The organism is Bordetella holmesii (assembly GCF_020735985.1).
In the GTDB taxonomy this organism is placed as follows: Bacteria; Pseudomonadota; Gammaproteobacteria; order Burkholderiales; family Burkholderiaceae_B; genus Bordetella; species Bordetella holmesii.
Genome location: NZ_CP085973.1, coordinates 1,045,869 through 1,069,701, shown reverse-complemented (window position 1 = coordinate 1,069,701; position 23,833 = coordinate 1,045,869). Strand labels below are relative to the sequence as shown.

At 61.0% G+C, this 23,833-nt stretch carries 18 protein-coding genes, 2 tRNA genes, 1 rRNA gene and 2 pseudogenes; 13 read left to right on the top strand and 10 right to left on the bottom strand.

What is annotated here, in order from left to right:
- Positions 1-16: 16 nt before the first annotated feature.
- The 3 genes from LK440_RS05040 to LK440_RS05030 all read right to left on the bottom strand — a co-directional run bounded on the left by LK440_RS05040 (position 17) and on the right by LK440_RS05030 (position 1,818).
- Positions 17-92 (bottom strand) — tRNA-Ala (locus LK440_RS05040).
- Positions 93-112: 20 nt separating this feature from the next.
- A tRNA-Ile gene (locus LK440_RS05035) sits at positions 113-189 on the bottom strand.
- A 97-nt stretch (positions 190-286) separates the two neighbouring features.
- A 16S ribosomal RNA gene (locus LK440_RS05030) occupies positions 287-1,818 on the bottom strand.
- Between the two features lie 656 nt (positions 1,819-2,474).
- Here LK440_RS05030 and LK440_RS05025 point away from each other — a divergent pair.
- The 3 genes from LK440_RS05025 to LK440_RS05015 all read left to right on the top strand — a co-directional run bounded on the left by LK440_RS05025 (position 2,475) and on the right by LK440_RS05015 (position 7,168).
- Positions 2,475-3,637 (top strand): IS3 family transposase gene (locus LK440_RS05025; protein WP_370510753.1). Its coding sequence is split into 2 segments (ribosomal slippage): positions 2,475-2,730 and positions 2,730-3,637, totalling 1,164 coding nucleotides; the frame shifts between segments, so codons are not numbered across the junction.
- A gap of 384 nt (positions 3,638-4,021) precedes the next feature.
- Positions 4,022-5,485, top strand: coding sequence for a ribonuclease G (rng, locus tag LK440_RS05020; protein WP_005019713.1), 1,464 nt, complete (start codon positions 4,022-4,024; stop codon positions 5,483-5,485).
- A 159-nt stretch (positions 5,486-5,644) separates the two neighbouring features.
- Positions 5,645-7,168: a GGDEF domain-containing protein gene (locus LK440_RS05015; RefSeq protein ID WP_227944783.1), complete on the top strand. Its 1,524-nt coding sequence runs from the start codon at positions 5,645-5,647 to the stop codon at positions 7,166-7,168.
- On the opposite strand, the gene LK440_RS05010 is transcribed toward LK440_RS05015, so the two are convergent.
- Both LK440_RS05010 and LK440_RS05005 read right to left on the bottom strand, forming a co-directional pair.
- A complete protein-coding gene (locus tag LK440_RS05010) occupies positions 7,165-7,314 on the bottom strand; it encodes a hypothetical protein (protein ID WP_017685964.1) in 150 nt (49 codons plus the stop codon). The genes LK440_RS05015 and LK440_RS05010 overlap by 4 nt on opposite strands.
- A gap of 165 nt (positions 7,315-7,479) precedes the next feature.
- Positions 7,480-8,600 (bottom strand): IS3 family transposase gene (locus LK440_RS05005; protein WP_101557886.1). Its coding sequence is split into 2 segments (ribosomal slippage): positions 7,480-8,348 and positions 8,348-8,600, totalling 1,122 coding nucleotides; the frame shifts between segments, so codons are not numbered across the junction.
- Between the two features lie 61 nt (positions 8,601-8,661).
- On the opposite strand from LK440_RS05005, the pseudogene LK440_RS05000 reads away from it, so the two are divergent.
- From LK440_RS05000 to LK440_RS04975, 6 genes and pseudogenes are all read left to right on the top strand, one after another.
- A pseudogene (locus LK440_RS05000) lies at positions 8,662-9,531 on the top strand (ISL3 family transposase); the annotation flags it as partial.
- A 182-nt stretch (positions 9,532-9,713) separates the two neighbouring features.
- Positions 9,714-10,571, top strand: a complete 858-nt coding sequence (locus LK440_RS04995; protein WP_005014703.1) for a DMT family transporter — start codon at positions 9,714-9,716, stop codon at positions 10,569-10,571.
- Positions 10,572-10,623: 52 nt separating this feature from the next.
- The gene (locus tag LK440_RS04990) at positions 10,624-11,121 is read left to right on the top strand and encodes a MarR family winged helix-turn-helix transcriptional regulator (RefSeq protein ID WP_005014704.1); all 498 of its coding nucleotides are present in this window, start codon (positions 10,624-10,626) and stop codon (positions 11,119-11,121) included.
- 120 nt (positions 11,122-11,241) lie between these two features.
- Entirely contained in the window at positions 11,242-12,657 is a 1,416-nt protein-coding gene (locus tag LK440_RS04985; protein WP_005014705.1) for an efflux transporter outer membrane subunit, read from the top strand.
- A 9-nt stretch (positions 12,658-12,666) separates the two neighbouring features.
- Positions 12,667-13,851 carry an EmrA/EmrK family multidrug efflux transporter periplasmic adaptor subunit gene (locus LK440_RS04980; RefSeq protein ID WP_005014706.1) on the top strand — a complete coding sequence of 395 codons (1,185 nt, stop codon included), beginning with the start codon at positions 12,667-12,669 and terminating at the stop codon, positions 13,849-13,851.
- Entirely contained in the window at positions 13,848-15,446 is a 1,599-nt protein-coding gene (locus tag LK440_RS04975) for a DHA2 family efflux MFS transporter permease subunit (protein ID WP_005014709.1), read from the top strand. Before LK440_RS04980 ends, LK440_RS04975 begins: the two co-directional genes overlap by 4 nt.
- A gap of 95 nt (positions 15,447-15,541) precedes the next feature.
- Here the strand turns inward: LK440_RS04975 and LK440_RS04970 are convergent, their stop codons facing one another.
- Together LK440_RS04970 and LK440_RS04965 are read right to left on the bottom strand one after the other, a co-directional pair.
- Complete coding sequence (locus LK440_RS04970; protein ID WP_050557407.1) at positions 15,542-16,660, bottom strand: tartrate dehydrogenase; 1,119 nt, start codon at positions 16,658-16,660, stop codon at positions 15,542-15,544.
- A complete protein-coding gene (locus LK440_RS04965) occupies positions 16,629-16,874 on the bottom strand; it encodes a hypothetical protein (RefSeq protein ID WP_005014714.1) in 246 nt (81 codons plus the stop codon). Before LK440_RS04965 ends, LK440_RS04970 begins: the two co-directional genes overlap by 32 nt.
- Positions 16,875-17,176: 302 nt before the next feature.
- Between LK440_RS04965 and LK440_RS04960 the strand changes: the two are divergent.
- Positions 17,177-17,470: pseudogene (locus tag LK440_RS04960) on the top strand (cupin domain-containing protein).
- Positions 17,471-17,625: 155 nt separating this feature from the next.
- Complete coding sequence (locus LK440_RS04955; RefSeq protein WP_005014720.1) at positions 17,626-18,537, top strand: DMT family transporter; 912 nt, start codon at positions 17,626-17,628, stop codon at positions 18,535-18,537.
- Between the two features lie 121 nt (positions 18,538-18,658).
- On the opposite strand, the gene LK440_RS04950 is transcribed toward LK440_RS04955, so the two are convergent.
- On the bottom strand, positions 18,659-19,534 hold the full coding sequence (locus tag LK440_RS04950) for a 2-hydroxyacid dehydrogenase (protein ID WP_370510768.1): 876 nt from the start codon (positions 19,532-19,534) through the stop codon (positions 18,659-18,661).
- A gap of 169 nt (positions 19,535-19,703) precedes the next feature.
- Between LK440_RS04950 and LK440_RS04945 the strand changes: the two genes are divergently transcribed.
- Positions 19,704-21,077 (top strand): aspartate aminotransferase family protein, encoded by a 1,374-nt coding sequence (locus LK440_RS04945; protein WP_005014723.1) that lies wholly within the window; start codon positions 19,704-19,706, stop codon positions 21,075-21,077.
- Here LK440_RS04945 and LK440_RS04940 read toward each other — a convergent pair.
- On the bottom strand, positions 21,068-21,223 hold the full coding sequence (locus LK440_RS04940; RefSeq protein ID WP_153566136.1) for a hypothetical protein: 156 nt from the start codon (positions 21,221-21,223) through the stop codon (positions 21,068-21,070). The two genes, LK440_RS04945 and LK440_RS04940, sit on opposite strands and share 10 nt — an antisense overlap.
- 163 nt (positions 21,224-21,386) lie before the next feature.
- Positions 21,387-22,898 carry a helicase HerA-like domain-containing protein gene (locus LK440_RS04935; protein ID WP_005014726.1) on the bottom strand — a complete coding sequence of 504 codons (1,512 nt, stop codon included), beginning with the start codon at positions 22,896-22,898 and terminating at the stop codon, positions 21,387-21,389.
- A 152-nt stretch (positions 22,899-23,050) separates the two neighbouring features.
- Between LK440_RS04935 and LK440_RS04930 the strand changes: the two genes are divergently transcribed.
- The gene (locus LK440_RS04930) at positions 23,051-23,782 is read left to right on the top strand and encodes a YebC/PmpR family DNA-binding transcriptional regulator (RefSeq protein ID WP_005014728.1); all 732 of its coding nucleotides are present in this window, start codon (positions 23,051-23,053) and stop codon (positions 23,780-23,782) included.
- Positions 23,783-23,833 lie beyond the last annotated feature (51 nt).

The window sequence follows — 23,833 nt, the reverse complement described above, 5'->3', positions numbered from 1 at the left end:
TCCTCTGGACAGGCTTTGGTGGAGGTGAACGGGATCGAACCGATGACATCCTGCTTGCAAAGCAGGCGCTCTCCCAGCTGAGCTACACCCCCATTTCCCTCTCAGGAAACCTTGGTGGGTCTGGTTGGATTCGAACCAACGACCCCCGCCTTATCAAGACGGTGCTCTAACCGACTGAGCTACAGACCCGCGAAACCTTTCTCTCTCGGATCAGCAGCCACCGATCCAGCAGCTATATAACAACAACCGATAAGCGTGGACACTTGACACGAGCACTCAAGCTCTTAAAGGAGGTGATCCAGCCGCACCTTCCGATACGGCTACCTTGTTACGACTTCACCCCAGTCATGAATCCTACCGTGGTAATCGCCCCCCTTGCGGTTAGGCTAACTACTTCTGGTAAAACCCACTCCCATGGTGTGACGGGCGGTGTGTACAAGACCCGGGAACGTATTCACCGCGACATGCTGATCCGCGATTACTAGCGATTCCGACTTCACGCAGTCGAGTTGCAGACTGCGATCCGGACTACGACCGGGTTTCTGGGATTGGCTCCCCCTCGCGGGTTGGCAACCCTCTGTCCCGACCATTGTATGACGTGTGAAGCCCTACCCATAAGGGCCATGAGGACTTGACGTCATCCCCACCTTCCTCCGGTTTGTCACCGGCAGTCTCATTAGAGTGCCCTTTCGTAGCAACTAATGACAAGGGTTGCGCTCGTTGCGGGACTTAACCCAACATCTCACGACACGAGCTGACGACAGCCATGCAGCACCTGTGTTCCGGTTCTCTTGCGAGCACTCCCAAATCTCTTCGGGATTCCAGACATGTCAAGGGTAGGTAAGGTTTTTCGCGTTGCATCGAATTAATCCACATCATCCACCGCTTGTGCGGGTCCCCGTCAATTCCTTTGAGTTTTAATCTTGCGACCGTACTCCCCAGGCGGTCAACTTCACGCGTTAGCTGCGCTACCAAGGCCCGAAGGCCCCAACAGCTAGTTGACATCGTTTAGGGCGTGGACTACCAGGGTATCTAATCCTGTTTGCTCCCCACACTTTCGTGCATGAGCGTCAGTGTTATCCCAGGAGGCTGCCTTCGCCATCGGTGTTCCTCCGCATATCTACGCATTTCACTGCTACACGCGGAATTCCACCTCCCTCTGACACACTCTAGCTCGGTAGTTAAAAATGCAGTTCCAAGGTTAAGCCCTGGGATTTCACATCTTTCTTTCCGAACCGCCTGCGCACGCTTTACGCCCAGTAATTCCGATTAACGCTTGCACCCTACGTATTACCGCGGCTGCTGGCACGTAGTTAGCCGGTGCTTATTCTGCAGGTACCGTCAGTTGCACAGGATATTAGCCCGTGCCGTTTCTTTCCTGCCAAAAGTGCTTTACAACCCGAAGGCCTTCATCGCACACGCGGGATGGCTGGATCAGGGTTGCCCCCATTGTCCAAAATTCCCCACTGCTGCCTCCCGTAGGAGTCTGGGCCGTGTCTCAGTCCCAGTGTGACTGGTCGTCCTCTCAAACCAGCTACGGATCGTCGCCTTGGTAGGCCGTTACCCCACCAACTAGCTAATCCGATATCGGCCGCTCCAATAGTGCGAGGCCCGAAGGTCCCCCGCTTTCCCCCGTAGGGCGTATGCGGTATTAGCCACGCTTTCGCGTAGTTATCCCCCGCTACCGGGCACGTTCCGATACATTACTCACCCGTTCGCCACTCGCCACCAGGCCGAAGCCCCGTGCTGCCGTCCGACTTGCATGTGTAAAGCATCCCGCCAGCGTTCAATCTGAGCCAGGATCAAACTCTTCAGTTTAATCTCTGTGTTGCGCCATCAGTGTTACCCAATGACGACTTTCGCTTGCTCAAAGGAAGTGAGGGATAGTTTCGAAAAACTATTCCTTACTTCATATATGAGCACTTGATAGTTTCGCTTCCCGACCAGGCTGAAACCCAGTCGTTGCGCACTCACATCAAGTGCCCACACTTATCGGTTGTTTAATTGTTAAAGAGCGGTACTGCCAAACTGCTTCGCTTGCCTGCCAACGTCGTGCAACTTACAGCGCCTTGCCTTGCTGTCGTCGCTGCATCGTTGTCAGCAGCAGAGAAACGAGATTATGAAGAAGTTTTTTAAGTTTGTCAACTCGGCTTCGCTTTTTTCGCGACGCTCGCAAAATTTCTTCTGCTCACGTTTGCCTTGCCAACTCACCACCTCCTCAGAGACTCGCGCCCCCGGGATCACCCCTCGGCAACCCTGCTTAGCAACTAGCGAAGCGTCCTGCGCCTTTCAGTGCAGATCAGGATTAACCCTGACGTTTCGTTAACTGCCAAGCCCGAAACTATAACACAACTTTTGCAGATCATGCAACCGAAGCCGCTTTATTTCTACACCGTCGTGCAACACTGGAATGAATCGCCCCGGGTTTCCTAGACACCTAGTTGCCTCACAATTAAGGCGATATGGAGGTGTGTATGGAAGGCAAGACATCGCGGCAGCGATTCTCAGAAGAGTTCAAGGTACAGGCGGTAAAGCAAGTCACCGAAGGGGGACACAAGGTCGGCGATGTTGCGACACGATTAGGCGTGAGTCCCCACAGCCTTTATGCATGGCTCAAGCGGTATTCGGGCAGTCCTGAGCAGCGGACGCATCAAGATAGCCAGAGCGCGGAGGTCCGTCGGCTTAAGGCTGAGCTCAAGCGGGTGAGCGAGGAGCGCGACATCCTAAAAAAGGCCGCCGCGTACTTTGCCAAGCAGTCCGGGTGAAGTACGCGTTTATCAAGGCCCATGAGGAGCAATACGCTGTGCGTCGCCTATGCGCAGTTTTGGGGGTACATCCCAGCGGCTATTACGCTTGGAAGGTGCAGCCTGTGAGTGCGCGCGGGGCACAGGATAAGCGCGTCGGCGCGCTCATCGAGCAGTGCTGGGAAGACAGTGGCCGGATCTACGGTTATCGTAAGATCAGCAGTGACTTGAACGATATGGGAGAGCGGTGTGGCAAGCACCGCGTGGCCCGCTTGATGCGCCAAGCTGGCTTGCGATCACACACAGGATACGGCCGTCGTCCGGGAGGCCGAGGTACTCGTCCCAGCGTTGTTGCTCCGAACCATCTACAACGCCAGTTCCGGGTCGATGCCCCCAACCAGGTCTGGGTGACCGACATTACCTACATCCGAACACACGAAGGTTGGCTCTATCTTGCCGCGGTATTGGATCTGTTCTCGCGGCAGATCGTGGGCTGGTCCATGAGCGATCGGATGACCCGAGAACTTGCCATCAACGCATTGCTGGCTGCGGTCTGGCGTCGTAAACCAGAGGCCGAAGTACTCGTGCATTCAGACCAAGGGAGTCAGTTCAGCAGTCATGACTGGCAAGACTTCCTGAAAGCCCATCGGTTGCGCCCCAGCATGAGCAGACGAGGAAACTGCTATGACAACGCCGTTGCTGAGAGCTTCTTTCAGTTGCTCAAGCGTGAAAGAATCCGACGCAAGATCTATTCCACTCGCGACCAGGCACGCGCCGATGTGTTTGACTATATCGAGTTGTTCTACAACCCACGACGGCGCCACAGCTATATCGGCCAGGTTTCTCCGGTAGAGTTCGAACGGCGCTACTTTTTGATGAACGGGACTGTCTAAGAAACCCGGGGCGATTCAGGAATCCCGGCCGGCTCTTCGCCTAATCCTCACTCCCCGTGTTCGAAATCACTTCCCGCTTCCTGCGCCCCGCTCATGCGGCAATCGCCTCGGAAACCGAAAAACCAATCTCGCTTCGGTCCTCACTACACCGACTGCGTTGCATCTGCGTTGCTGTCTGTGCTGCGAGGGGGCGAACTATAGCATAGAAAAAAATCGTGTGTCACGGCTTTGACACCTTTTTTATAAAAAACCTGTTTTTTCTTCCTCACGACGCCGTACAGGCTGGTCAGCAGGCGCATTTTCCTCCTCCACACCGGGGCTGTTGCCTGCGCCGCAGCGACTTACGCTACCCTAGCGCATCCCTATATATAGACACGGACAACAATGACTGAAAACATTCTGATCAACGTCACGCCTTTTGAAACCCGTGTTGCCATCGTCGCGCAGGGCGCGGTGCAGGAATTGCATGTCGAGCGCAGTGTTCAGCGCGGCCATGTGGGCAATATCTACCTGGGCCGGGTGGTTCGTGTGTTGCCAGGTATGCAGAGCGCGTTTATTGATATTGGTCTGGAACGTGCCGCCTTCATCCACATCGCCGATTTGAGAGAAAATCGGCAAGAGCGCAGCCAGGGCGTCAATCCGACCCCTATAGAGAAGCTGCTGTTCGAAGGGCAGACCTTGATGGTCCAGGTCATCAAGGATCCGCTGGGCACCAAAGGTGCCCGCCTGTCCACCCAGATCAGCATTGCCGGCCGCATGCTGGTTTATTTGCCGCATGACCCGCATATCGGGATTTCGCAGAAGATCGATTCCGAAGCCGAACGCACCCAGTTGCGCGAGCGCGTCCACGCCCTGGTGCCCGAGGGCGAGAAAGGCGGTTTCATCGTCCGTACCCAGGCCGAGGGTGCCAACGATGAAGAGCTGGCCGCGGATCTGGAGTATTTGCGCAAGCTTTGGGCCAGCGTACAGGCGGCCGCCCGCAGCCAGCCCGCCCCCACCATGTTGCACCAGGATTTGACCCTGGCGCAGCGCGTCTTGCGCGACATGGCCGGCCCCTCCACCGGCGTCATTCAGGTGGACTCACGCAGCACGACGGCGGCGCTGCTCGAGTGGGGCAAGACGTACACCCCCTCCGTGCTGTCGCGAATCCGCCATTACAGCGGCGAACGCCCCCTGTTTGACACGGCCAGCGTGGACGAGGAGATCGCTCGGGCCTTGTCACGTCGTGTCGATCTCAAATCCGGCGGCTATCTCATCGTCGACCAGACCGAAGCCCTGACGACAGTCGACGTCAACACCGGTGGCTTTGTCGGAGGGCGAAACTTCGACGACACCATTTTCAAGACCAATCTCGAAGCGGCCCAGGCCATTGCCCGGCAATTACGCCTGCGCAATCTGGGAGGGATCGTCATCCTCGATTTCATCGACATGGAAGACAGCGAGCACCGCGACACCGTGTTGGCCGAACTGAAAAAAGCCTTGTCGCGTGACCGTACTCGCATGACGGTCAATGGCTTTACGCAACTTGGCCTGGTCGAGATGACACGCAAACGCACGAGAGACTCGCTCGCCCACCAGCTATGCGAGCCCTGCCCCATGTGTCAGGCTCGTGGCAATGTGCGCACTCCCCGCACCGTCTGCTACGAGATCTTGCGCGAGATCCTGCGCGAGGCTCGGCAGTTCAACCCCAAGGAGTTCCGCGTGCTGGCCTCGCAGGGGGTGGTGGATCTGTTCCTGGAAGAGGAAAGCCAGCATCTGGCCATGTTGGGGGATTTCGTGGGCAAGCCCATCTCGCTGGAGGTCGAGGGCGCATACTCCCAGGAGCAGTACGACATCATCTTGATTTGATATTTATCAAGAATCGGCGTCCTTATCACTGGCGCGCCGGGAATATTCCATCTCCAGATCGGTCTTAATACCGCACCCGGCCGGTCAACGGCCGGCGGGAGAGGGGAATAGATGAGACGATCGAAGATTCGATTGCTGTACCTCATCGTCGCTTTGGCGATGTTGAGTAGCGCGGTGGCTTTCGCCACTGCCCTGGGTTTGGCCTATGCGGTGCAACGCGAGCACCTCATGGCCCAAGCGCTGTCGGCCAACCAGGCTTATGCTGCAAAATTTGCCGAGGCCATCGACATATATGTGGGGTCGGTGCAGCGCCAATTGCGCTCGAGTGCCAGACGGCTTCCTGCGCTGATGCAACAGCCCGACGCACTGCAAGCCGAAGCCTCCCGGCTGGCCGAGCTAGCCGATGGCGAGTCGGTGGCTGCGATCGCAGATAAGGACGACAAGGTGATCGCCTATGCCACGCTGACGCCAGACGCCGCGAGCAACCCTGGCACACTGGCTGGCCTGGAGATCGGTGACCGACAAAGCCGCGACAACGTCTCGGCGGTCTATCTGACCGCCGCAGAGAAAATGGCGGTGGCGCTTACAGAACCTATCCGAGGCCCGGCAGGGGAATACTTAGGCCTGGTGGGTCTGTCCACCTTGGTCCACAAGGACAACCAACTCAGCCGGCTGGTTGGCAACCACTCGCGCGCGGACGGGTTCTATGCCTATGTCGTCGACGGCACCGGCACGATCATTGCCCACCAGGATCCCCGCCGGGTGGGCAGCAGCGAGCGCCACAACGAGGCGGTCGAGTCTCTTTTACGTAAAGAGCGAGGTGCGCGAGCCATCGTGAACACGCGCGGCGAGCTGTACCTGGCCGGTTACGCGCCGGTGGCCACTGCCGACTGGGGCGTGGTAGTCCAAAGCCCGCAAACCATCATTACCACGCCGCAACGCACGCTGCTGGCCCGCGCAGCGCTGTATTCGCTACCCATTGCGCTGATCATCTTTTTTGCGGTCTGTGCACTGGCCTACGGTATTGCCCGCCCCCTGGGTAAACTGGCCAATATTCTGCGCAGCACCGACCTGGCCCATCCTCAGCCTGCCAGCCATATAAGCTCTAATTGGTATTTCGAGGCGCAGCAATTGGGCGAAGCTGTGGACATTACGCTGGCCGAATACCGTCAGCGCCTGTCCTCGCTGGATGCCGAAACGCTTGCCGACCCCATGACCGGGCTGTTGAACCGTCGCGGCCTGGCGCGCGAGATGGGCCGCCTGCAGGCGAACAGGCAACCCTTTGCGGCCCTGGCGCTGGATCTGGATCACTTCAAGCGCGTCAACGATACCTTCGGTCATGCTGCGGGCGACGAAGTACTCAAGGCGCTGGCCAACCTGACGCGTACCACAATACGGCAGCAAGACTGTGCCTTTCGCGTTGGAGGCGAAGAATACCTCGTGTTGATGCCCGGCGCCGACATGCCCCGTGCACAGGCGCTTGCCGAACGCCTGCGCGCTGCCGTGCAGGCCACGCATATGCCTGGTGGCGTAGGTCACGTCACCGTGTCCATCGGCGTGGCGTTGTGGCAGGCGCACGGCGACGCACAGGTTGTATTGGCCCACGCTGATCAGGCGCTTTACGAAGCCAAGCGCAAGGGCCGCAACAGAGTGACCGCCCACACAGGCGGAAAGGCGTTCTAGCCGCCGCAGGCAGGCTGCGGGGCATGCACGCAAACCCCCTGCGCCTGCCAACGCCCCCCGGCATCCAGGCAGGCATCGATCGTGAGCTGACGGTCAAACCATGCCCCGGCCCCTGCGCCAGCCAGAAAAATCAGCAAAGCCCCCATTGCGGCAGCCCTTCTTAGCCGGCTTTTTCCCAAACGAGTCACCACAGCACGCCTCCCGAAAGACGGCGTCATTGTGCAACGACAGCAGCAGGAGTCTGGGGGCAAGCGCCATTCTCGGACAGCGTGTCCGGGCGCCCAAAAAAAGGTTCTGACCTGCCCCCAGATTTAGTACGGCACCGACATAGAGCCCAGGGGTAAAAGACCTTCTTTCTGATGAGCCTGCACGAATTGCGCCGGCGTTAAATATCCGAGCGCGCTGTGAGGCCGATCGGTGTTGTACTCGACTCGCCAGTTTTCGATCAAGCTTTTAGCCTGTCGCAGGGACAAGAACCAGTGCTCGTTAAGGCATTCGTCGCGGAACTTGCCGTTGAAACTTTCGATATAAGCGTTCTCCACCGGCTTACCCGGCCGAATAAACGACAGCTTTACGCCTGCTTGGTAGGCCCAGGCGTCCAAGGCTCTTCCGGCGAACTCTGGCCCGTTGTCCACGGTAATAGATCGCGGCAGGCCACGCATCTCCGCCAGCCGTTGCAGCACCATGGCAACACGCAGTCCCGGCAACGACGTATCGACCTCGATGGCCAGGCATTCGCGAGTGTAGTCATCGACGATAGTCAAACAGCGGAATCGGCGGCCATAGGCTAGGCCGTCGGCCACAAAGTCCATTGACCAACTCTGATTCGGCGCGATTGCCGCTGGGCGAACCACGCGCTCGGTCGCCGCGATTCGCTTACGCTTTCGTTTTCGCACGCTTAACCCTGCCAGACTGTACAGCCGCCAGATTCGCTTGTGATTTGCTTGCCAGCCTTCGCGACGTAAGAGCACATGGATCCTCCGATAGCCGTAGCGTCGTTTCGCCACTGCCATCTCTTTCATGCGCTCGGTCAGCGCAGCATCGCCTGAGCGTGTGCTCTCGTAGGCAAACAGCGACCGCGAAATTCCTACCAGCCCACAGGCCCGGGTAACACCCATGCTGCGCTCGGTCATTAATGTCCTGACCGCCTCGCGTTTGGCCTGCGGGCTGACTACTTTCGGCTTAGCAGATCCTGAAGCGCCGCCTTGTCCAGCATCGACTCGGCCAACAGCTTCTTGAGCTTGTTGTTCTCCTGCTCCAGCTCCTTGAGCCTCTGAGCGTCCGACACCGTCATGCCACCGAACTTCGCCTTCCAGTTGTAGTACGTTGCCTCGGAGATTCCGTGCTTGCGGCACAACTCTGCGGGCTTGGCACCTGCATCGGCTTCCTTGAGCACGCCGATGATTTGCTCTTCCGTAAATCGTTTCTTCATTGCCATTCCTTTGGGAACGGACTCTACATCGATTTCGTACTAATCACGGGGAGCAGGTCACAGCAACATTCTGGCCGTGGCGCGCTTCTTCCAACTGGGTTGGCACACGGTCAAGGCGCTGGACAAGGCCCTGCTGCGACGGGCGATCCAAGAGCCGGACTGGAGCCAGATCCACTACCTAGCGATGGACGAGTTCGCTCTACACAAGGGCCATCGTTATGCCACGGTCGTTGTCGATCCGATCCGCCGTCAGGTGCTATGGATCGGTGATGGCCGCTCGCGCGAGACGGCCAGAGCCTTCTTCGAACAACTGCCAACTGGAGTTGCCCAGCAGATCCGGGCCGTAGCGATCGACATGACGACGGCCTATGAGCTGGAGATCCAGGCCAACTGCCCCAACGCCGAGATCGTCTACGACCTGTTCCACGTCGTGGCCAAGTACGGCCGTGAAGTGATAGACCGGGTGCGTGTAGACCAAGCGAACCAGTTGCGGCACGACAAGCCGGCCCGCCGGGTGATCAAGTCCAGTCGCTGGCTACTGCTGCGCAATCGCAAAAACCTCGATCCGTGCCAATCGGTAAAGTTGGACGAGTTGCTCCAGGCCAACCAGCCCTTGCTCACCGCTTATCTGATGCGCGATGAGCTCAAACAGCTGTGGTTCTACCAACACCCCGGCTACGCCCGCCAGGCATGGGATCACTGGCTGCAACAGGCTCAGGGCAGCGGCATCGCCGCCTTGGCTCACTTCGCGCTCAAGCTAAAAGCCTATCTGCACGGGATTCTGTCTCGCTGTCGCCACCGGCTCAACACCAGCATCGTCGAGGGCATCAACAACACCATCAAAGTCATCAAGCGCCGCGCCTACGGCTACCGCGATCAGGAGTACTTCTTCCTCAAGATCCGGTCTGCATTCCCCGGTATTCCTCGATGAACCAAAAAATAGCCCGCCAGGATCTGCCCCTGGCGGGAAGCAGCAAAATGCTTGGAAAGTCGATTCATGCGATGATTTTAGTTTGCCCTTGCGTCCAACGCGCAGGTGCGCCGTGAATTTTGCTGCCCGCCATCGGCCCGGGCCGGCAGGCCGCCCTCCCCCCGACTCTCAGCCCACACACCATGACTCGCCAGCGTGCCCTTGTATATATCCATGTAGCCGCGGTGCTCTTCGGCCTGACCGGGGTCTTCGGCGAACTCATCCAGGCCGGCGCTGCGGTCATCACCCTGGGCCGCGCACTGTTCGCCGTCGCCTCTCTGGCTTTTTTTGCACGGGTGCAGCGCCGCAGCCTGCTCGGCGTGCTGACCCCGGTCCAGTTGTTCGTACTGGTGATTTCCGGCGCACTGCTGGCCGGCCATTGGGTCACCTTCTTCATTTCGGTCAAGGTCGGTGGCATTGCTATTGCCACTCTGGGCTTTGCCAGCTTTCCTGCCTTCATCACCTTGCTAGAGGGCGTGCTGTTTCGCGAAAAAGTCCGTGCGGCCGAATGGATGGTGCTCGCGCTGGTGACTGCCGGCTTGGTGCTGGTCACCCCCTCTTTCGACTGGGCCGACCAAGGCACCGTGGGCCTGGCCTGGGGGCTGCTGTCGGGCTTGTCGTTCGCGCTACTGGCGTTAAGCAACCGTCGCGCCGCCTCGGGCATGGATCCCATGCAAGTATCCTGCTGGCAAAACGCCATCGTCTCGCTCATCGTTCTGCCCTTTGCGGTCGATCAATTGCCCACTCTGGCGGCGATAGACTGGATGTGGCTCGCCTTGCTGGGGGTGTTCTGCACAGGCTTGTCGCACTTCCTGTTTGTCTCCTCGCTCACGAAGCTCAATGCCCGTAGCGCCGGCCTGGTCATCGCGCTTGAGCCGGTTTATGCCATCGCCTTCGCCTGGATATTGTTCGCCCAGCAACCCAGTGTGCGCATGTTGGGTGGCGCCGCCCTGATCGTGGCGGCCATCGTGTGGTCCGGCCTACGCAAACCCGGAGCGTGAAAGCTGGCACACTGCCTTGACAATAGTTGCCTAGGCAGTAAAATTCTGGCTTATGAATCCCGCCAAGCCTGATCCTGCCGCCCCCAGCAATGTCCATTACCGTGCCGACACGGTCACCGCCAGCGAGGACAACTGCGGGTTTTTGATCAAGCTGGTGCACCAATCGCTCAACCGCATGCTCGACCAGGAGATGGCGCCGCTGGATCTGACGGCCATGCAATGGCGGCCCCTGGCGCTCATCGAGCGCGGCCGCGCCGATACGTCCGCCGAGCTGGCACGCATCATCGGCGTGGACACGGGCGCGATGACCCGCACACTGGACCGACTGGAGCTCAAAGGCCTGCTGCGGCGGATGCGCAGCAACGAAGACCGCCGCGTGATCAAGCTAGAGCTTACCGATAGCGGCCTGGCCAAGGCGCGCCAGATTCCGACCTACATCGCCAAGGCGCTCAATACGCACCTGCGCGGCTTCAGCCCCGAAGAGGTGTTGCAGTTGCGCCACCTGCTCAACCGCATGCTGGCCAACGGTTCGCAGCAAGGCTGCTCTTGATACCCGGCATTCGTTAACCTCGTTTCCAAATGGGTTGTTCATACCAAGCCCAGGCCAATGCGCTCTAATTACTGCCTAGTCAATAACAGACCGATCAAACATTTTAAGCAAACAGTCAGGATGAAACGCCTACTTTCCACCGCCTTGGTGCTCGCCTTGACGGGCTGCGCGCTGATGGACCCGGCCTCCAAGCCAGTGGCTGAACTGGAACCGACCCAATTGGGTCTGGCCGACTCCTCGCCCCTGTGGCCCACCACCCAATGGTGGCAACGCTATGGCGATCCGCAGTTGGACCAGTTGGTCGATGCGGCCTTGCACAGCAACCCCACGTTGACCGCTGCCCTGGCCCGGCTGGCGCAGGCCAATGCGTCCGTGGCGGGCGCGCGCGCTCCTCTGATGCCACGGGTCGACGCCAACTACAACCTGACCCGGGAGCACTTGTCCGGCAACTACCAGTATCCCGCGCCGCTGGGCGGCTCGGTTGTGTCGGATAACCGTATGGCGCTGGACTTCAGCTACGAGCTGGATTTCTGGGGCAAGAACCGCTCGCGCCTGCAAGCGGCCGTATCGCGGCGCGATGCCGCGCAGGCCGATGCCCAGGCGGCCCGCACGATGCTGGCCCGCTCCGTCGTGCGCAGCTATCTGAACCTGCAGAATGCCTTTGCCCAGCGCGACGTCATCAAGCGCGTCATCGCGCAACGCGACGACGTCTGGAAACTGACACAGGATCGCCGGCAAGCCGGCCTGGATACCGCCGTCGAGGTCAAACAGGCCGAGTCAGCCGCCGCGGCAGCCCGAGTGGACCTGACTCAGGTCGAGACGACGATCGCTCAACTGCGCAACCAACTCGCCGCGCTGACCGCCTCCAGCGCAGCTCAGATGCAATCCATCACCGCTGTCGTGCTGCAGGCCCCAGACGGCATCCTGCCTCACGCCCTGCCACTGGAGCTGCTGGGGCGCCGGCCCGATGTGGTGGCGGCCCGCTGGCGCGCTCAGGCCGCGCGCCACGAAATCGACAGTGCCAAAGCAGAGTTTTATCCCAATGTGAACATCGCAGCCTTTGCAGGCTTTCAGGCGCTGGGCACCAACATGCTGTTTGACCGCTTCAGCCGCACGACGGGCGTCGGCCCGGCCATCACGTTGCCGATCTTTCACGGCGGCGAACTCAACGCCAACCTGGCGAGCAGCCGCGCAGACGCCGATCTTGCCGTGTCCGACTACAACCAGACCGTACTGACCGCCGTACAACAGGTGGGCGACGCGCTGGATGCATTACGCCTGATCGACCGTGAAAAAACCGAACGCCGCCAGGCCAGTCAGGCCATCGAAGATGCCTACGATCTGGCCGTGCGGCGCTACCGCAGCGGCCTGGGCAACTACCTCTCGGTATTGCTGGCCCAGGACGGAGTCCTGGCCCAGGCGCGTCTACTGACGGACCTGCAGTACCGCGCGTATCAGCTCGATGCCGACTTAGCCTACGCCTTGGGCGGCGGCTACACGCCCGATGCCAGCAATCAACCTTCCTCTTCTCACTGATCGCTTGCCATGAACACCCCCACTACCCATCCCGCTCGCAAGCGCCTGCTCCTGATCGCAACCGGCGCCTTTATCGTCCTGGCACTGCTCTACGGTGCCTGGTGGGCGCTCTACGGCTCGCATTTCGAGAGTACGGACGACGCCTATGTACACGGCAACCTCGTCCAAATCACTCCGCAGGTGCCAGGCACCGTGGTAGCGATCGAGACGGATGACACCGATATGGTCAAGGCAGGCGAGCCACTGGTGCGCCTGGACCCGGCCGACACCGATGTCGCCTTGCAGCAGGCTGAAGCCAAACTCGCCCAGATCGTCCGCCAAGTGCGCACGTTCTATGTCCAGAACGACAGCCTGGCCGCTGACGTGGACGTGCGCCAGGCCGACATCGGCCGTGCCCAGGCCGATCTCAACCGCGCGCAAAGCGACCTCAAACGCCGCCAGGCACTGGCTGCCTCCGGAGGCGTGAGCGGCGAGGAAATCCTCCACGCAGAAACCACACTCAAGACCGCCCAGGCCGGCCTGGCGCAGGCCCGAGCGGCCCTGGCATCGGCGCAGGCCAAGCAAGTCACCAATCAGGCGCTGACCCAGGGCACGTCGGTAGAGAACCACCCCGACGTGCGGCAGGCCGCAGCCAATCTGCGCAATGCCTGGCTGGCCAGCTCGCGCACGGTGCTGCCCGCACCGGTCGACGGCATGATCGCCCGGCGCAGCGTGCAAGTCGGTCAGCGCGTGGCACCCGGGTCGGTTCTGATGACCGTGGTGCCCCTGGATCAGGTCTGGGTCGAAGCCAACTTCAAGGAAGGGCAGTTGCGCCATATGCGTATCGGCCAACCGGTGACGATGACTGCGGACCTGTATGGCAGCTCGGTCAAGTATCACGGCAAGGTTATCGGCATGGACGCTGGCACCGGCAGCGCTTTCGCCTTGCTGCCCGCCCAGAATGCCACCGGCAACTGGATCAAGGTGGTGCAGCGCGTGCCCGTACGCATTGCCCTGGATCCGGAAGATCTCAAAAAGCATCCGCTGCGGGTCGGCCTGTCCATGGATGTCGAGGTCGACGTGGGCAAGGACGACGGCCCCGCCTTGACGGCGGCGCGCTCGGAGCCGGCCTGGTCAACGCGCGCCTTCGATGCCGCCCACGGCGAAGTTGACGCCCTCATTGCCAAGATCATCAAAGACAACCTTCAATCATGAGCGAACAAGCCCGCAAGGCGCCCTCGGACGGGCCCTACCCGCCACTAGAGGGCGCCACCCGCATCATCGGCTCAGTCGCGCTGTCGACGGCGGTGTTCATGAACGTGCTGGACACGTCCATCGCCAACGTGTCCATCCCCACCATCTCGGGCGATCTCGGCGTCAGCAGCAGCCAGGGCACGTGGGTCATCACCTCGTTTGCCGTGGCCAACGCCATCACGGTCCCTCTGACCGGATGGCTGACGCAACGCTTCGGACAAGTGAGGCTGTTCGTGACGTCCACCCTGCTCTTTGTGCTTGCCTCGTGGCTATGCGGCTTCTCGCCCACGCTTGAAGCGCTGATTGCATTCCGGGTGTTGCAAGGCCTCGTGGCTGGTCCCATGATCCCGCTGTCGCAAGCCTTGATGCTGGGAGCTTTCCCGCGAGAAAAGGCGGGCATGGCGCTGGCAGTGTGGTCCATGACAACATTGGTCGCGCCTGTGGCCGGGCCTCTGCTGGGAGGCTGGATATCCGACAACTACACCTGGCCATGGATTTTTTACAGCAATGTGCCGGTGGGTCTACTGGCAGCATGGATCAGTTGGCGTATCTTCCGCGATCGCGAATCGCTCACCCGTAAACTGCCGATCGACAAAGTGGGCCTGTTCCTGCTGGTCGTCTGGGTAGGATGCCTGCAGATCATGCTCGACAAGGGCAAAGAACTCGACTGGTTTGCCAGTCCCACCATCATCGCTTTGGCTGCCATTGCCTTTGCCGCCTTCGTTTTCTTCCTGATATGGGAGCTCACTGACGCGCATCCGGTGGTCGACCTCAGGCTGTTCAAAGAGCGTAACTTCACCGTGGGCGCGCTCACGCTGGCCACGGCCTACGGGGTTTTCTTCGGCAATGTCGTACTGCTGCCGCTCTGGCTGCAAAGCAACATGGGCTATACGGCGATCTACGCAGGCATGGTGACCGCGCCGGTCGGCTTGCTGGCGATTCTGCTCACGCCTATCGTAGGCAAATTGCTGGCCACCCGCGACCCGCGCCAGATCGTGACAGTGGCCTTCATGATTTTCGCGTTGGTATGTTTCATGCGCTCGGGCTTTAACACACAGACCGACATGCGCACCCTGATGATTCCGACCATCATCCAGGGTGCGGCCATGGCCATGTTTTTTGTGCCGTTGACCTCGATTACGCTGTCCGGGCTCGATCCCAGCCGCATTCCGGCCGCTTCGGGCCTGTCCAATTTCGCACGGTTGACCGCCGGCGCATTCGGCACCTCGATTGCGACCACGTTATGGGACAACCGGGCTACGCTACATCACGCGCAGATGACGGAGTCCGCCAAATCTGGCCAGCAGGCCTTCGACCATATCATGGGCACATTGCAAAACGCTTTGGGTCTCGATCATCAGCAATCCCTCAGCGTGGTCGATGGGATGGTCAATAACCAGGCCTACACGATGGCGGCCGTCGATATCTTCTACGCCTCGGCCATCATCTTCGTGCTGCTCATCGGCACGGTGTGGTTTGCCCGGCCCACGTCCTCGCGCGGCAAGGGCAAAGGCAAGGACGATGGCGCGGCCGAAGCCGCAGCCGGCGCGCACTGACTCGCCGCCAACAAGGCCCGCCCACCTGAACTGCCCCCCAATAAGCTGGACCTAGGTCCAGCTTATTGGGGGGCAGTTCAGGTGGGCCTTTCTTATCAAGCCTTGGCCACGATGCCGGCGATGGCCCGGCCGACCTCTTCGGTACTGGCCTTGCCCTTCATGTCCGCCGTGCGCGGCCCTTGCGCCAACACCGTTTCAATGGCCGATACGACGGCTTGCGAGGCCTGAGGGTAGCCGAGGAAGTCCAGCATCAGCGCCCCGCTCCAGATCTGGCCGATCGGATTGGCGATACCCTTGCCGTAAATGTCGGGCGCAGATCCGTGCACCGGCTCGAAGAGCGAGGGAAACTTACGCTCGGGATTCAGGTTCGCCGAAGGCGCAATTCCTATGGTGCCGGTGCAGGCGGGCCCCAAGTCGGAAAGGATGTCACCGAACAGGTTCGACGCCACCACGACATCGAACCAGTCCGGGTGTTGCACGAAATGGGCACAAAGGATGTCGATGTGATACTTGTCCCAGCGCACATCGGGATACTGCGTGGCGATATCGGCCACGCGCTCGTCCCACCAAGGCATGGAAATCGAGATGCCATTGGACTTGGTCGCGGCGGTCAAATGTTTACCGCGTTTTTGCGCAAGATCGAAGGCGAACTTCAATACCCGGTCGGCGCCCACGCGCGTGAACACGCTCTCTTGGATCACGACTTCACGTTCGGTACCTGCAAACAGGCGCCCACCGCTGTTGGAGTATTCCCCCTCGGTGTTCTCGCGCACGAGGAAAAAATCGATCTCGCCAGGCTGGCGATTGGCCAACGGCGACGGCACGCCAGGCATCAGACGTACCGGGCGCAAGTTGATGTACTGATCAAAATCGCGGCGGAAACGAAACAACGACCCCCACAGTGCTTCATGATCGGGTACGGTGGCCGGCCAACCGATGGCGCCAAAGAAAATGGCCTCATGGCCGCCGATCTGCTGCATCCAGTCATCGGGCATCATCTTGCCGTAGTTGGCGTAATAGTCGCAGCTCCAGTCGAAGTGATCCCATTGGAAATCGATGCCAAAACGCGTGGCTGCCGCATCGAGCACACGCAGCCCTTCGGGCACGACTTCCTTGCCAATACCGTCGCCGGGAATCACGGCGATTCTGTGTTTCTTTGCAGCCACCCGAATGTCTCCAAGGTCACACGCCGACACGGCGCGTCTCTTGCGCATGATAAAGGGTGGGCACCGCGCCCGGCCAGCGCTGCACGTATGCCGACGCCGGCCAACGCGCTGGTGGAGGAACGATCTGCTCCCGCCAGACGTGCTCCAGAGGAACCCCATGCTTTCCGAGTGGCACCAGAAACTCGATGTCGTTTGGACCTTTTGAAATTACGCAACATTCGATACGCTGCGTCACCATCATCAGGACGTGCACATCATGCATGAGGGCAACGAGGCTCGGCCGGCTGGCCACCACGTGGTCGTGCCCACCGCAGGCGACGGCCCAAACCTACCCATTGGACGGCAAACAGGGCGTGACGTGCCTATCGCTGCGACGCTTCCCCGGCCACACGCCGACCGTCACCGCGCCCCGACACGCGGCTGGGGGCCGCGACAGCGCCGCCGTGTGCAAACGACATCCATTGCCACGCTCCGCCCTCCATCAAGAAAGTTGACGAACGAAGCGCTGTACATAATGAACCAGGCCCTGCCCCAGCCACCTGCTGAACGATTTCGGAGACCGCTATGACTCGCCCCCCGGCCATCCCCACCGTGCAAATCGATGACGACTACGTCTGCGTGACAGAATGGCGCTTCCCGCCTGGCGCCGAGACTGGCTGACATCGTCACGGCATGCGTTACGTCGTTGTTCCTCAAACCACCGGCGTATTGCTACTGGAGACCCCCGAAGGGCTGCGTGAAAGCCAGCTCACCTCGGGGGTCGCTTACACACGCCCAATCGGCGTCGAACACAATGTCATCAATCCCAACGACACCGAATTCGTGTTCGTTGAGGTCGAAATCAAGACGGCCGGATAGCGCCCGGCCGGGACACTCATGAAGGCTTTCTTTCCACGTCGCGGCCGCCGCGCCTGCGACGGCACGTTGCGCATCCGGGCCGCAGTGCCCGCGCCGCGCTCCTTGTCATACCGACTCGCGCCCAGGCGCTGGAGCAAGAGGGGGGCTGCGCAGCCATGACCACCGTCAGCCCCGCCTCCTCGCGCACGGCCGGCATCCTCTGTTTTCTGGCGGCGTTGGTTGCGCTGGCGACCTTTGACGCCGCCTCCAAGCATATGCTGGCGTTCTATCCCGCCCCCTTTCTTAACGTCGTGCGTTACAGCGCAGTCAGTACCATCGCACTGTTTCTGCTGGCCGGCCGTGGCGCTGCCCGTTGGTCGCGGCAACCGTACAAACCGTTGTTGCTGGCTCGTGGGCTGGCGTTAGGCACGGTGGGCACCTGCTTTATGACCGCACTCATCTGGATACCTTTGTCAGAGGCCACCGCGATTTACTTCACCTCACCCCTTATTCTGGTGGCACTGTCGCCCTGGTTGCTAGGCGAACACGTGGGGCTGCCACAGTGGCTGGCCGTCGGCGCAGGCTTTGCCGGCATGTTGCTGATCGTGCGCCCGGGCGGTGATCTGCCCGCCCTGGGCACAGCGCTCATGGCGGTCGCGGCCATGGCATACGCCATATTCCAGGTTCTGACCCGCAAGCTGGCCGGCCGGGTCGCCAGTCATGTGCAATATGCCTACACGGCCTTCATCTGCCTGCTGATGACTGCCCTGCCCGCGCCTTTCTTTCTTCCTGACCCTTGGCCGGACGCCGCCGACTGGCTCGCGATCCTGGCCATGGGCACAGGCAATGGCCTGGCGCAGATTCTGCTTATCGCGGCGTTCCAACGTGTCGAAGCCTCAACGCTGGCTCCCCTGAACTATTTCCATCTACTGATGGCCATGGTGTTCAGCACCTTCCTGTTCGACCGCCCTCCCGACGGCCTGGCCGTCGCCGGCATGATGCTCATCGTGGGTGCCGGCATTTTTCTCGTGACCTGGCGCAACGCGCCTGGAAGATCCCGCCGACGCTCGGATGCGGGCGGGCGGTGACGTCAAGCAGCCGCTAGCCGACCGCCAGACGCCCGCGCCGGAGAACGACGCCGCACGCCAATCTCTCCTGCTCAACCGCTGAAGGTGCGCGCGCGGGTTCTGCCAGCGCACATGGCGGGACTCAATATCCCCGCTCGCGCGATACCAGGCCCGATAAGGGCTCGCCTCGGATGAAAGCCTGGATCTTGGCCGCTACCTGAGCAAGAGTTTCACGCCGCAGACTCATCGCGGCCACGTGCGGCGTCACGGTCACACGCGGATGGGTCCAGAAGGGATGCCCCAGCGGCAACGGTTCGGTGCGAAAGACATCCAGCGTCGCGCCGGCCACCTGTCCGCTGTCGAGCAAGGCGAGCAAATCCTCTTCGACCAGATGCGCACCGCGACCCATATTGATGAGATAGGCGCCAGGCATCAGCTTGGACAGGGTTTCGCGGCACAGCAGATCGTGCGTGTCGTCGGTCAAGGGCAACGTATTGATCAGTACCCGTGTGCGGCCCAGGAACGCATCCAATGCATCTCGGCCGCCAAAGGCCTGAATGCCGTCGGGGCACTTGCCGCTACGCGACCAGCCCGCCACCGGATAGTCGAGAGCGGCCAGGCTGCTGGCCACCCGCGCGCCCATCACCCCCATGCCAAGCACGCCGACCGGCCACAGGCTGCGATCCAGTTCCGGCAATGGTTGCCAACGTCCTTCGCGCTGCAGCGCCTCGTACTGATCGAACTGCCGGCTGGCGCGCACCAGCGCATGCGCGGCGTACTCGGCCATCTGCACCGCCATGCCGGCATCCTCGAGTCGCACGATCGGCAGTTCGGCCGGCAACGTCGGTAAGCGAAACAACGCATCCACGCCTGCACCAAGATTGAACACGACGCGCAGTTTGCGCTCACGCTCGAACAACCCGGCAGGCGGGCCCCAGACCACGGCGATCTCGGCATCCTGCCGTGGCAGGTCTTCCGACCACATCACGACTTCCGCGCCCGGCACCGCACGAGCCAGCGGCTAAATCCATTCGGACGGTTCGATTTCGTGGCTGGTTGAGAAAATGATTTTCACGGTGGACTCTACGCGCTGCGAGGCGTGGGATTGTTGGATAATGACTCGATCATATAACAGGCCAAAAGCCACGTTACAGACCGTCTACGGCGGCCTCATCCGGAAATCTCCCATGTCCAATCTCAGCCAGGCCCAGCAGCAGGATGTCCAGTATCAACTGCACTCCTACACCAATGCGATCAAGCATGCCCAGGTGGGGCCGCGCATCATCACGCGCGGCGAAGGTATCTATGTGTATGACGACAAAGGCAATCGCTATCTCGAAGGCATGGCGGGCCTGTGGAGCGTGGCCGTGGGTTTTGGCGAGCCGCGTCTGGTCGATGCCGCAACGCGCCAGTTGCAGGAGTTGCCCTACTACCACACGTTCACGCACAAATCGCACCCAAGCGTGATCGAGCTCTCCGAGCGCCTCATCGGTTATACCGAGGGCCGAATGGCGCAGGCCTTTTTCACCAACTCCGGCTCCGAGGCCAACGACACCGTCGTCAAACTGGTCTGGTACTACAACAACGCACTGGGCCGCACCGACAAAAAGAAAATCATCGCCCGCCAGCGTGGCTACCATGGCGTGACGGTGGCCTCAGCCAGCATGACCGGCCTGCCCGGCAATCACAAAGGCTTTGATCTGCCGTTGCCGCAGATACTGCATACGGCGTGCCCGCACTATTACCGGCAGGCCCTGCCAGGCGAAAGCGAAGAGGATTTCGCCACGCGCATGGCCGACGAACTCGAGGCTCTCATCCTGCGCGAAGGGCCCGACACCGTGGCCGCCTTTATCGGCGAACCCGTCATGGGCGCGGGAGGCGTGATCGTTCCACCCCAGACTTATTGGCAAAAAATCCAGGCGGTTTGCCGCAAGTACGACATCCTGGTGATTGCCGATGAGGTCATCACCGGATTTGGCCGTTTGGGCAAACGGTTCGGTAGCGAAATCTTCGACATCGAACCCGACCTGATGGTCCTGTCCAAACAGATCACCTCCTCCTATCAGCCCTTGGGTGCGGTGCTGCTTAACGCCAAGGTCTCCGATGCGATTCGGAACTACAGCGGCCGCCTCGGCACCTTTGGCCACGGTTATACGGCAAGTGGCCACCCTGTGGCGACGGCGGTCGCCCTGGAGAACCTGCGGATCATCGATGAGCGCGGCCTCATCGCCCACGCCGCCGAAATGGGCGATATCCTGCGCCAGGAACTCAACGCGCTGGCCGATCATCCTTTGGTCGGTGAAATCCGCAGCGCGGGCCTGATTGCTGGCGTTGAGCTCGTGGCCGACAAAGCTGCCCGCACCCCCTTTGATCCATTGGGCAGCGCCGGAGGCTATGCCTATGAGCGTGCCCACGACCATGGACTCATCGTGCGCGGTATTCAAGACACCGTCGCCTTCTGCCCCCCGCTCATCATTACCGCAGCCCAAGTGCGCGACATGGTGGCCCGATTCGCGCGCGTGCTCGACGATACGGCCGCCCATCTGGGCCATCAACGGTAGTACGGGGCCGGATAGGCCGGCGCGTAGTACTGGGGCGGGCCGTAGCGATAGGGCCCCGGGCCATGCCCGTGGCCGGGGGGGACCACGATGCATCCGCCCAGAATGCCCAACAGTGCCGCGGCGGCAGCGCGCGTCATCATCCTCATGATGTCCTCCACTCCGGCACATGCCGGTGAGGACATCATGCGCCGCTTGCGCTCACGTGCAAGCAGACCTGAAATGGACCGAAACGCCTGTCTCCCTGCGGTCACAGCCTGTCAGGACTCTGGTGAAAATCTCTGACAAACGGAACATCAATTGTCCGGTGCGTCAGCGCCTGCGCGAGCCCAAGAGTGATCCAAGCACCCCTCGCACCAGATCACGGCTGGCCTGCCGCAATGCCGACTTGGCCGCGGTCTGCACCACACCGTCGCGTTTGCCACCGCGCGGGCCGGTCGAGCCAAAGAGGACGTCGTTCAGCCCTTTGAGTAGCCCGCCGGTCAGGCTGTCGCCCTGCGTCGCGGCCGGCGGTGGTGCTGCCGAAGGGCTTGCAGGCGCGGTCGCCTGAGCCCGGGCGTGGAGTTTTTCGTAGGCAGATTCGCGGTCTACGGGCTGCTCGTACTTGGCTGCCAACGGCATGTCCCGGCGCAATGCCGCACGTTCGCTATCGGAGGCCGGACCAATACGACTGCCCGGCGCCAGTATCCAGGCGCGCTGCGTCGGCGTCGGCCGCCCTTTGGCATCGAGCAACGACACCAGCGCTTCGCCCACCCCCAGTTCGGTGATGGCCGCCTCGATGTCCAGGCCGGACTGCGGTCGCATTGTCTGGGCGGCCGTTTTGACGGCCTTCTGATCGCGCGGCGTAAACGCGCGCAGCGCGTGCTGCACCCGATTACCCAACTGCCCAAGCACGCTGTCAGGAATATCCAGGGGGTTTTGCGTGACGAAATAGATCCCCACTCCCTTGGATCGCACCAAACGCACCACCTGCTCGATCTTGTTCAGCAATGCGCCGGGTGCATCACTGAACAACAGGTGCGCTTCATCGAAGAAAAACACCAGCTTGGGCTGCTCCAGATCGCCGGCTTCAGGCAGCTTTTCATAAAGGTCAGCCAGCAACCAGAGCAGAAACACACCATAGAGCCGCGGAGCCTGCATCAGTTTGTCGGCAGCCAGGATATTGACCACGCCGTGTCCTCGCGCATCGGTGCGCATCAGGTCAGCCACATCCAGCATGGGTTCGCCGAAGAAATGGTCCGCGCCCTGTGACTCCAACTGCAGCAAAGCACGCTGAATCGCCCCCACCGAGGCCGCCGAGACGTTGCCGTAGCGCACCTTGAGTTCGGCGGCACGGTCGGTCACATCCTGCAACATGGCGCGCAGATCCTTCATGTCCAGCAGCAGTTGCCCTTCATCGTCAGCCACCTTGAACACCAACGCGAGAACGCCCTCCTGGGTCGGATTTAGCTCGAGCATGCGAGCCAGCAACAATGGCCCCATGTCTGAAACCGTGGCGCGCACAGGCGTGCCCTGCTCGCCGAAGACATCCCACAGCGCGACCGGGCTGGCACCCCAGACGGGCTCGGGCAGACCCAGACTGCTCAGGCGCTCCGTGAGCTTGGACGATGCGGCGCCAGTCTGCGCGATGCCCGTCAGGTCACCCTTGACGTCGGCCAGAAAAACCGGCGTACCGATGCGCGAGAATGACTCTGCCAAGAGTTGCAGCGTGACCGTCTTACCCGTCCCCGTGGCGCCGGTGATGCAACCATGCCGGTTGGCCAGGGCTGGCAGCAAGGCAAGTTCGGTCTTGGCATTCTTGGCAATGACGATAGGATCAGGCATGGCGGTACTCCGGATTTCCCTGAAAGAGGGTCAAGTTTAGGGCCTGGGCGGCCTGTGTGGACGTGGCGGCAGAGACACATAAGCGTAACGCTGCGGCGGGCCAGTCCCGGGCACGGTAAAATACCCGTTTGCAGATCTTTCATCGGGAAGCCATGGCCGGACATAGTAAATGGGCCAATATCCAGCACCGCAAGGGCCGCCAAGACGCCAAGCGGGGTAAGCTCTGGACCAAAATCATTCGTGAGATCACCGTCGCGGCACGAGCCGGCGGCGCGGATCCCGACAGCAATCCGCGTCTGCGGCTGGCCTGGGACAAGGCTACCGACGCCAATATGCCCAAGGACAACATCCAGCGTGCCATCCAGCGCGGTGCAGGCGGCGCTGACGGCGCCGACTACGAAGAAGTCCGCTACGAGGGGTATGGCGTCGGCGGCGCAGCCGTCATCGTCGACTGCATGACTGACAACCGCACCCGCACGGTAGCCGAAGTCCGTCATGCTTTCACCAAGAACGGCGGCAACCTGGGCCAGGAAGGCTCGGTGGCCTTCATGTTCAAGCACTGCGGCCAGTTCCTGTTCGCCCCGGGCAGCTCCGAAGACAAGGTCATGGAAGTGGCCCTGGAAGCCGGTGCCGAGGATGTCCTGACCGACGAAGAAGGCGGCATCGAAGTCGTTTGCGCGCCCGCGGATTATGCCGCCCTGCGCCAGGCCTTCGACACTGCCGGCCTGAAGGCCGAAGTCGACGGCATCATCATGAAGGCGTTGAACGAAACCGAATTGACGGGTGACGACGCTATCAAGATGCAAAAGCTGCTCGACGTTCTCGAAGGTTTGGACGACGTCCAAGAGGTTTACACCAACGTCGTGTTCGACGAAGCGCAGTAGTGACACCGCCCGTCACGGCACCCGCCGGGACGGGCGTCTATTCCGACGGGA

Coding starts and splice junctions, on each gene's coding strand:
- rng (WP_005019713.1), top strand. CDS start 4,022: ATGACTGAAAACATTCTGATCAACGTCACGCCTTTTGAAACCCGTGTT.
- LK440_RS05015 (WP_227944783.1), top strand. CDS start 5,645: ATGTTGAGTAGCGCGGTGGCTTTCGCCACTGCCCTGGGTTTGGCCTAT.
- LK440_RS05010 (WP_017685964.1), bottom strand. CDS start 7,314: ATGGGGGCTTTGCTGATTTTTCTGGCTGGCGCAGGGGCCGGGGCATGG.
- LK440_RS04995 (WP_005014703.1), top strand. CDS start 9,714: ATGACTCGCCAGCGTGCCCTTGTATATATCCATGTAGCCGCGGTGCTC.
- LK440_RS04990 (WP_005014704.1), top strand. CDS start 10,624: ATGAATCCCGCCAAGCCTGATCCTGCCGCCCCCAGCAATGTCCATTAC.
- LK440_RS04985 (WP_005014705.1), top strand. CDS start 11,242: ATGAAACGCCTACTTTCCACCGCCTTGGTGCTCGCCTTGACGGGCTGC.
- LK440_RS04980 (WP_005014706.1), top strand. CDS start 12,667: ATGAACACCCCCACTACCCATCCCGCTCGCAAGCGCCTGCTCCTGATC.
- LK440_RS04975 (WP_005014709.1), top strand. CDS start 13,848: ATGAGCGAACAAGCCCGCAAGGCGCCCTCGGACGGGCCCTACCCGCCA.
- LK440_RS04970 (WP_050557407.1), bottom strand. CDS start 16,660: ATGCGCAAGAGACGCGCCGTGTCGGCGTGTGACCTTGGAGACATTCGG.
- LK440_RS04965 (WP_005014714.1), bottom strand. CDS start 16,874: ATGCATGATGTGCACGTCCTGATGATGGTGACGCAGCGTATCGAATGT.
- LK440_RS04955 (WP_005014720.1), top strand. CDS start 17,626: ATGACCACCGTCAGCCCCGCCTCCTCGCGCACGGCCGGCATCCTCTGT.
- LK440_RS04945 (WP_005014723.1), top strand. CDS start 19,704: ATGTCCAATCTCAGCCAGGCCCAGCAGCAGGATGTCCAGTATCAACTG.
- LK440_RS04940 (WP_153566136.1), bottom strand. CDS start 21,223: ATGAGGATGATGACGCGCGCTGCCGCCGCGGCACTGTTGGGCATTCTG.
- LK440_RS04935 (WP_005014726.1), bottom strand. CDS start 22,898: ATGCCTGATCCTATCGTCATTGCCAAGAATGCCAAGACCGAACTTGCC.
- LK440_RS04930 (WP_005014728.1), top strand. CDS start 23,051: ATGGCCGGACATAGTAAATGGGCCAATATCCAGCACCGCAAGGGCCGC.